7 protein-coding genes are annotated in these 8,336 nt (G+C 41.8%); 1 reads left to right on the forward strand and 6 read right to left on the reverse strand.

Annotation, left to right across the window (positions count from 1 at the left end; translation table 11 throughout):
- Positions 1 to 175: 175 nt before the first annotated feature.
- The 4 genes from P4361_RS08075 to P4361_RS08090 all read right to left on the reverse strand — a co-directional run bounded on the left by P4361_RS08075 (position 176) and on the right by P4361_RS08090 (position 3,697).
- Positions 176 to 1,201, reverse strand: coding sequence for an LLM class flavin-dependent oxidoreductase (locus tag P4361_RS08075; protein ID WP_328088958.1), 1,026 nt, complete (start codon positions 1,199 to 1,201; stop codon positions 176 to 178).
- A gap of 164 nt (positions 1,202 to 1,365) precedes the next feature.
- Positions 1,366 to 2,367 carry an LLM class flavin-dependent oxidoreductase gene (locus P4361_RS08080; protein WP_328088959.1) on the reverse strand — a complete coding sequence of 334 codons (1,002 nt, stop codon included), beginning with the start codon at positions 2,365 to 2,367 and terminating at the stop codon, positions 1,366 to 1,368.
- A 32-nt stretch (positions 2,368 to 2,399) separates the two neighbouring features.
- The gene (locus P4361_RS08085) at positions 2,400 to 3,353 is read right to left on the reverse strand and encodes a TIGR03571 family LLM class oxidoreductase (RefSeq protein WP_328088960.1); all 954 of its coding nucleotides are present in this window, start codon (positions 3,351 to 3,353) and stop codon (positions 2,400 to 2,402) included.
- A gap of 20 nt (positions 3,354 to 3,373) precedes the next feature.
- Positions 3,374 to 3,697 carry an ArsR/SmtB family transcription factor gene (locus P4361_RS08090; RefSeq protein WP_048678279.1) on the reverse strand — a complete coding sequence of 108 codons (324 nt, stop codon included), beginning with the start codon at positions 3,695 to 3,697 and terminating at the stop codon, positions 3,374 to 3,376.
- 798 nt (positions 3,698 to 4,495) lie between these two features.
- Between P4361_RS08090 and ppsA the strand changes: the two genes are divergently transcribed.
- Complete coding sequence (gene ppsA, locus P4361_RS08095) at positions 4,496 to 7,099, forward strand: phosphoenolpyruvate synthase (RefSeq protein ID WP_328088961.1); 2,604 nt, start codon at positions 4,496 to 4,498, stop codon at positions 7,097 to 7,099.
- Between the two features lie 102 nt (positions 7,100 to 7,201).
- On the opposite strand, the gene P4361_RS08100 is transcribed toward ppsA, so the two are convergent.
- Together P4361_RS08100 and P4361_RS08105 are read right to left on the reverse strand one after the other, a co-directional pair.
- Positions 7,202 to 7,690 (reverse strand): pyridoxamine 5'-phosphate oxidase family protein, encoded by a 489-nt coding sequence (locus P4361_RS08100; protein WP_328088963.1) that lies wholly within the window; start codon positions 7,688 to 7,690, stop codon positions 7,202 to 7,204.
- A gap of 108 nt (positions 7,691 to 7,798) precedes the next feature.
- Positions 7,799 to 8,236 (reverse strand): carboxymuconolactone decarboxylase family protein, encoded by a 438-nt coding sequence (locus P4361_RS08105; protein ID WP_328088964.1) that lies wholly within the window; start codon positions 8,234 to 8,236, stop codon positions 7,799 to 7,801.
- Positions 8,237 to 8,336: the final 100 nt, after the last annotated feature.

The following is an 8,336-nucleotide window of genomic DNA, read 5'->3' on the forward strand; positions in this document are numbered from 1 at the left end:
ACGATGGCTGATTTTCTGCTCTAATACTCAATCAAAGCAGGAAAATCACTAAGAGCATTTCCCTTTAAAATGTTCCGTAGATGGAATGAGATACTTCACCAAATGCTTTAATCATTTCATCGATTTCGTCTGGTGTCATTTCCCAAGGTAGCCATAAGGATCGGCCAGTTTTGACCTATTTTAGCTGAGTAATTTCTGCCAATATTTCATAGGAATGGAGGCGTGCCTTATGATCGTAAACCTGGGCGATTGCCATGATTTCATCGGCTTGACTTTCATCCAGAAACTTTTCCAGCTTTTCTTTTACGATTTGAGGACTGCCGACAATCGAAGTTCCTAATTGATTCTCAAGGGCAGCTATTTCATAGTCGCTCCCTATATCATTAATATTATCCACTGGCGGCTGCAATGGGACTTCCTTCCCGCGCATCAAATTCAAGAACTGCTGCTGCAATGTTGTAGCGAGCCGCTCAGCTTCTTGATCTGTGTCGGCCGCAATGATGTTTAGCCCTACCATTGCATGCGGCTTGTCCAGTACTTTAGAAGGTTTAAACGAACGGCGGTACAACTGGATAGCCGGGAGTGTGTTATGCGGCGAGAAATGGCTCGCAAATGCAAACGGCAGTCCAAGCTCTCCTGCCAGCTGGGCACTGTATCCGCTTGAACCTAACAGCCAAATAGGTATGTTTAATCCCTCACCCGGAATTGCTTTAACATGACTATATCCTTGTGCAAGGGAAGGGTCAAAATAATTCCGGAGTTCAGCCAGCTGCTCAGGGAAATCTTCTCCTGAACTTCTCAAGTCACGTCTTAATGCATGTGCGGTAAGCTGATCAGTGCCTGGTGCACGGCCCAAGCCAAGATCAATACGTCCTGGATATAATGATTCCAGAGTACCAAATTGCTCAGCAATAACAAGAGGTGCATGATTCGGCAGCATAATGCCGCCTGAACCTACCCGGATTTTTGATGTACCTGCTGCAACATGGGAAATCACTACCGATGTTGCAGAGCTGGCGATAAATGGCATATTATGATGCTCAGCGAGCCAATATCGGTTATACCCCAGCTTTTCAGCGAGCCGGGCCAGCTCCAAAGTATTGCGAAAAGAATCAGCCGGCGTACTTCCATCTGCAATTGGAGAGAGATCCAGGACCGAGAATGGAATACCCGTAATTTGTTTTATATCATTTTCAGGCATATGCTCATCTTCTTTCTTTAAAAATTTCGGTTCAAACCTATAAAAGAATATTTACAGGTTGTTTTTCTTTGTCTTCTTTTACTGTTTCAATCTAAATCACATTAATTTAACTGATTTAATATTTGCAGAAAATACATCCTTTATTAGACTAGACACTGTTTAATTTACTGCAGCTGAGCCAAAATTTCATAAGAGCGCAGCCGTGCCTTATGATCAAAAATCTCTGTATGAGCCATAATTTCATCAGCATCAGTCTTTTCTATTATCTCATGGAGCTGCTGCTTCACACCTGCAGGGTCCCCGATGATGGAAGTGAAAAGCTGTTCTTCAACCGCCCTGCGTTCATTATCGTTCCAAAGCTCGTCCATATTATCAACAGGAGGCAAAATTGGCGAAGGCTGTCCGCGGGTTAACAAAAGAAATTTTTGATACATCGAAGTGGCAAGCCTTTGTGCCTCCTGTTTCTCATCAGCAGCCACCACTTGAACGGCTAACAGTACATAAGGCTCCTCCAAAAATTGAGACGGACGAAAATAATCCCGGTACAGTTTTATGGCCTCCATCATGTTACCTGGAGCAAAATGTCCCGCGAAAGAGAATGGTAACCCAAGTATTCCAGCCAATTGTGCACTATATAACCCTGAACCTAACAGCCAAATTGGCACATTTGTTTTTTCGCCGGGAATAGCGTGAAAGCTAAATGAACCATTCTTAGTGGCTGTTCCTGTACCATAAAGATATGCGATAAGCTCCTCAAGCCGGGCATCAAATTCAGGTTCACCGGCAACCCGCTGCCGCAATACATTTGCTGTATATTGGTCGGTGCCAGGTGCCCGCCCCAATCCAAGGTCGATCCGGCCAGGGAAGAAGGTTTCTAATGTACCAAATTGCTCAGCCACCGAAAGAGGAGAATAATGGGAAAGCAGCATTGCGCCTGATCCAATACGCATTTTTTCCGTGACAGAGGCTACTCGTCCAATTACAATCGGGGATGCTGAACTCGCCATTCCTGCCCAATTATGATGTTCAGCAAGCCAAAACCGTTTATATCCCCACTGCTCTGTTTTCTTTGCTAGATCAAGCGTGTTTTGAAGGGAAAGTTCGGCTGATCCTCCCTCGACAATTGGGGAGGGATCTAGTACTGAAAGTTCTATTTTCTTTGTCATAATTATTCCTCCTTTATATACAATTTAATTTTTTAAAGCTGGCCTGTACCTTTATGGGTTGGAAAGTAGGGTAAAACAAATTCTCCAAGTTCCTGGATTACTTCCTCTGGAGGGCGCTTGGAAAAATACAGAACAAACGCCAAATGGTTGACCCCAATCGCTTGAAATTGATGAAGCAGATCAACTAAACGGTTTCTTCCCACGGAATAGCCTAAGGGTATGGGGACAGGCATTTCATCGGGATTTTCCGATAAGTCGATGAACAAGCTTTGAGAAAAGGGTTTAAAATCTCCTTCAGTTAAAGCACGATAATCCTGGATAAGCTGCGCCTGTTGAATAATGCTTCTAGGGTATTGAAGCCACCCATCCCCATTCCTGGCTATCCAATTGATAGACTGATTGCTAAATCCAGTCACCATGGTCGGAATCGAAGATACAGGCTTTGGGATTAACCTCATATCTGTACCATCGATCAGCCCGGCGTGGCTGTGGATTGTCGGCTGATCCTCTTTTAACAGCCGGTCGATAATTTCGAAATTTTCTTTAAATAACGGACCGCTTCCTTGCTTAGATATCCCTAAAGCTGTAAAGTCTTTTTCCCTGTCCCCTGATGCCACTCCCATAATCAATCGACCTGGAAACAATTGATCGATTGATGCAGCTTCCTTGGCTACCCTGACGGGGTGGCGCAAAGGGAGAACTACACTTCCTGTCACTAAGGCAATGTGCTTCGTGTAGGCAGCAAGATACGTCAAATAAATCCATAAATCGTACTTTTGGCCGTTATCATCAATATTCAAATTCTGCATCGTAATATCACGGAGCCATAATGAAGCAAAGCCATATTCCTCAATTTTACGGGCAAGCTCCAGCTGATTCTCCATAATCGGATTTTTAGACATCCTGGCAGTCGGGAGGACAAATCCAAGTGTCATTTTGTCTTTCTGGTACATGCTGTTATAGGCACGATGATTTTGAAAACTCACTCTTGGTCCTCCTTAAAAGGTTATATTTTTAAGCCTATATACTTTTCAAACTGTTTAATGGTCTCCTCATTGCGTCGATAATAAGTCCATTGTCCGATTCGTTTCATTTCCACTAGCCCGCTTTGCAATAGGATAGACAAATACTGGGAGGTAGTGGATTGTGATAGTCCTACTTTGCTGCGAATATCACTAACACAAACCCCGCCATCAAAGCCTTTTTCTTTGATGACATGGGCCTGCGGGGAAAAATTATTATCAGGTTCTTTCAACATTTGCAGAATATTTACTCTTATTTGATTTGACAGAGCCTTGAAAATTTCAACTGCCTGTTCGTCATTTATCATATTTGACTCCCGATTCAACGGTCCCCGCCCCTTTCTGATCTTATTAAAATCTATTTTGCTTGGAATGCGTATAAACTAATCGAACAAAAGGATATTGGTAATTTGCGATATCTCTATATTATTTTCCTTTATACCCAAAATCAAATTTTATGCTTTAGACAGCGCTAGGAAATGGCTTTAAAGGAATTACACAAATTAGCTTAGAGAACAAGTGGCGGAGAGATGAGGATTATTTTGCCCATCTTTTAAATGGTTTGGGTTGGTATATAGCTTTGGAAAATCAAGACTTTAGAAGGGGATAGGTGAAGAAACTTCTGATGATGATGTTATAGATGACTATGGATTCTGTTACTGCCTAGCTTAGGTTTCTTTTTGTTAAAAAACGCTAAATTTAACATAAAATTCAGCAATTATTCAAGATTTTAAATCTAACACGATTGTTTTTTTTTAAAAACTAATTATTATTAGAACCCCATTTTTCTACTCATACTTCACTCATTTTGTGAAGTAGTCATGTAGATCATTTCTAACAATAGCAAAAACCACTTCCTCTAATAATGAGGGAGTGGTTTTTTATGTTGTTAAAATTTATGTACAAGTATGCTATTAATGTTGTTATTTTAAAATGATTATTTTGGGCTAACTCTCCCTAATATAATTATAGCATATAAAAAATGGTAAAAATAGACTATTTATTGTTATTTACTGCTGATAAAATACAATAGAATTTTAATTTGTTTTGTTAAGAGGGATAAGTATATCCAAGAAACCAAATTCAATGGTTAGGGGAGATCAAGTATGAGTCCTTTGGTTCTCGGTTTTCAGGAAATGGAAAAAACGCAGCTTTTGCTCGTCGGCGGTAAAGGGTTGAATTTAGGGAAATTATCAAAAATTCAAGGAATACACGTACCCGAAGGATTTTGTGTGACAACAGAAGGGTACCAAAAAGCCATTGAACAAAATAAAACGTTTCAAGCTTTGCTGGATGAACTGACAAGGCTAAAAGCAGAGGATCGGGATCAAATTTGTGAAATCAGCAAACAGATTCGACAAATCATTATGGAAGCAGAAATTCCTTCCGATGTTGTGAACGCCGTTGCTGATTATCTCTCTCGGTTTGGAGATGAACATGCTTATGCTGTGCGTTCAAGTGCGACCGCTGAAGATCTGCCATATGCCTCTTTTGCTGGCCAGCAAGACACCTATTTGAATATCATCGGAAAAGAAGCAATCCTGCAGCATATCAGCAAATGCTGGGCATCGCTATTTACAGATCGGGCGGTCATCTACCGTATGCAGAATGGTTTTGACCATAGACGGATTTATTTATCCGTTATCGTTCAAAGGATGGTTTTCCCTAAAGCTTCAGGGGTTCTATTTACCGCTGATCCGATGACCTCTAACCGAAAGTTGCTTTCCATTGATGCCAGTTTTGGACTTGGAGAAGCACTGGTCTCCGGCTTGGTCTCTCCTGATTGTTATAAAGTACAGGAAGGGGAAATCGTCGATAGGAAGATAGGCGCCAAAAAATTGGCTATCTATGGACGAAAAGAAGGCGGAACGGAGACTCAGATGATCGATCCTGATCAGCAAAAGACTCAAACACTTACTGAACAACAGATTTTACAGCTGGAACGCATGGGAAGGCAGATTGAAGCTTATTTTGGCAGCCCACAAGATATTGAATGGTGCCTGGCTGATGATACTTTCTACATCGTTCAAAGCAGGCCCATTACGACGCTATATCCCATCCCACAAGCGGACGATAATGAAAATCACGTCTATATATCTGTAGGCCATCAGCAAATGATGACCGATGCCATCAAACCATTGGGACTGTCGTTGTTCCTGTTAGTCACTCCAGCCCCGATGCGAAGAGCTGGAGGAAGATTATTTGTTGACGCGACACAGCGCTTGGCTTCACCTGGCAGTCGGAAAGGTCTACTACAGGCCATGGGCCAGCACGATCCGCTTATGGAAGACGCACTGATGACCGTCGTTGAGAGGGATTTTATAAAATCGATATCAGATGACGAAAATGCACGAGGGCAAAGAAAACATGGTGAACCTGCGGATGTTCCAGCACCAAACGAAAACGATCCGACCATCGTTACGGAGTTGATCCAGAAAAGCCAAGCATCGATCGAAGAGTTAAAAAATAACATCCAAGCCAAATCGGGATCGGATTTAATGGATTTTATTTTGGAAGATATCCAGGAATTAAGGAAAATCTTATTTAATCCACAAAGTTCAGCTGTATTTATGGCTGCTTTCGATGCTTCAGCATGGATCAATGAAAACATGAACAAGTGGTTAGATGAAAAGAACGCAGCCGACACGCTATCTCAATCTGTACCAAACAATATTACTTCGGAAATGGGTTTGGCATTAATGGATGTCGCCGATGTGATTCGTCCTTATCCAGAAGTCATTGAGTATCTGCAACAGGTAAAGGATGATCATTTTTTGGATGAACTCGTCCAATTTGAAGGAGGACAACAAACCCGGGACGCCATCCATCATTATCTAAACAAATACGGAATGAGATGTGCCGGAGAGATCGATATTACGAGAAGCCGTTGGAGCGAGAAACCAACAACACTTGTCCCCTTGATTCTCAGAAACATCAAAAACTTTGAACCGAATGCCAGTCATCAAAGATTTGAGCAAGGGCGGCAGGAAGCTTTAAAAAAGGAGCAAGAGTTATTGGATCGGTTGATGCAATTGCCGGATGGCCCACAAAAAGCAGAAGAGACGAAACAAAGGATTCGAACCCTCCGGAACTTCATCGGTTATCGTGAATATCCCAAATACGGCATGGTCAATCGCTACTTTGTTTATAAACAGGCATTGCTGAAAGAAGCCGAACAACTCGTCCAAGACAATGTGATTCATGAAAAAGAAGATATCTACTATCTCACATTTGAAGAACTTGCCGATGTTGTCCGAACAAATAAACTGGATGAACAGATCATCAGCAAACGAAAAGACGAGTACAAATTATATGAAAAATTGACTCCCCCGCGTGTGATCACGTCTGATGGTGAAATCATTACAGGTAAGTACAAACGCGAAAATATTCCAGCCGAAGCGATTGCAGGCCTGCCTGTTTCTTCTGGAGTGATAGAAGGGCGGGCACGTGTCATCTTAAACATGGAAGATGCTGATCTGGAAGATGGAGATATATTGGTCACTTCCTTTACTGATCCCAGCTGGACACCACTGTTTGTATCCATAAAAGGTCTGGTTACCGAGGTTGGCGGACTGATGACCCATGGAGCCGTTATCGCACGTGAATATGGCTTACCAGCAGTTGTCGGGGTGGAAAATGCTACTGAACTGATAAGAGACGGGCAGCAAATTCGCGTGCATGGGACAGAAGGATACATTGAAATATTATAATGGAATGACCATTAGGATGAAGAGATAAGTCTGAAAAGCCGCCAAAATTTGATTTGGCGGCTTTTCATGATTACAGCAACATAAGGTTTTTTGCTTTTACTGTTATTTATTCAATTCAACCGTTTCATTCACATCTGCCGATTCAGCATCTTGTCCTGTTATTCGTTTAATCATAAACGCGATTCTCTTCGTAAAACTACCAGTTTCCCAATATTCGGCTGCTTCCGTTTTTATTTTTATCAAGACAATGTTAGGATCATCATAAGTTGTTTGCATAATTTTGTCATAGGCGAATCCCCACAATTCCTTTTTCTTTTCTAAATCCTCAACGATTTCCGCTCTTCCTCGTATGGAAACATAGGATTTACCTGCATAAGCCACATTAACTTCTTGATTGTGTGTAATTTCCTCGTATTTATTTGTTTCTTTTTTAGTGAAAAACCATAAGTCGCCATCAAACTCTACTTCTTGGGTTTTCATTGGACGAGAAACAAGCCCTTCTTCCGTTACCGTGGTCAGCATGGCTGTGTCTATGTCTTTGATTAACTCTCTTACTGTTTCCAGTTCTTTTTGATTCATAGTGTTAGACATTTCCCTCACCTCGTAAAAGTTTAATAGTGGTATATTACCCTTTACACCAACTTTTACTCTGGTATGGCCTAAACGAAAACTTGAATTTGAAATCAATTCATATGATCGTTACTCAGGAATTTTCCGCGCCGTAACAGCCAGCCTGTTCCAGGAGTTGATTACGACGATCTGCATAATGATTTCGGACAGTTGCTTTTCATCAAAATATTGTGCAGCGTCATTGTAGACATCATCAGGAACATGTGACTCTGCGACGAGGGTTACAGCTTCTGTCAAAGCAAGAACCGCCCGTTCTTCCGGGGTAAAATAAGGGGTTTCACGCCAAGCGTTTAATGCGTAAATTCGCTGTTCGGTTTCCCCTAATTCACGCGCTTCCTTTGTATGCATATTTAGGCAGAATGCGCAGCCGTTAATTTGTGATGCTCGGATTTTGATCAGTTCCTTTAGCTTTTTATCAATGCTCGTGCGGTCTACATATTTCTCAACTGCAAGCATCGCTTGTAATGCCCCAGGCTCCACGTCTTCCATTAGAATTCTTTCTTTCATTTTTATTCCCTCCATAAGCTTTTTTGTCTGACACCTACAAGACGAAACAGCCAAATGGTTTGTGACAAAAATAAAAAAGGAGCTGTCCTGAAAGTCGAAA

Source organism: Fictibacillus sp. B-59209 (genome assembly GCF_036216745.1).
Classification (GTDB): Bacteria; Bacillota; Bacilli; order Bacillales; family Fictibacillaceae; genus Fictibacillus_C; species Fictibacillus_C marinisediminis.

Excerpts from the sequence above, each read along its gene's own strand:
- P4361_RS08080 (WP_328088959.1), bottom strand. The coding sequence starts at position 2,367 with ATGACAAAGAAAATAGAACTTTCAGTACTAGATCCCTCCCCAATTGTC.
- ppsA (WP_328088961.1), top strand. The coding sequence starts at position 4,496 with ATGAGTCCTTTGGTTCTCGGTTTTCAGGAAATGGAAAAAACGCAGCTT.
- P4361_RS08100 (WP_328088963.1), bottom strand. The coding sequence starts at position 7,690 with ATGTCTAACACTATGAATCAAAAAGAACTGGAAACAGTAAGAGAGTTA.
- P4361_RS08105 (WP_328088964.1), bottom strand. The coding sequence starts at position 8,236 with ATGAAAGAAAGAATTCTAATGGAAGACGTGGAGCCTGGGGCATTACAA.
- P4361_RS08075 (WP_328088958.1), bottom strand. The coding sequence starts at position 1,201 with ATGCCTGAAAATGATATAAAACAAATTACGGGTATTCCATTCTCGGTC.
- P4361_RS08090 (WP_048678279.1), bottom strand. The coding sequence starts at position 3,697 with ATGATAAATGACGAACAGGCAGTTGAAATTTTCAAGGCTCTGTCAAAT.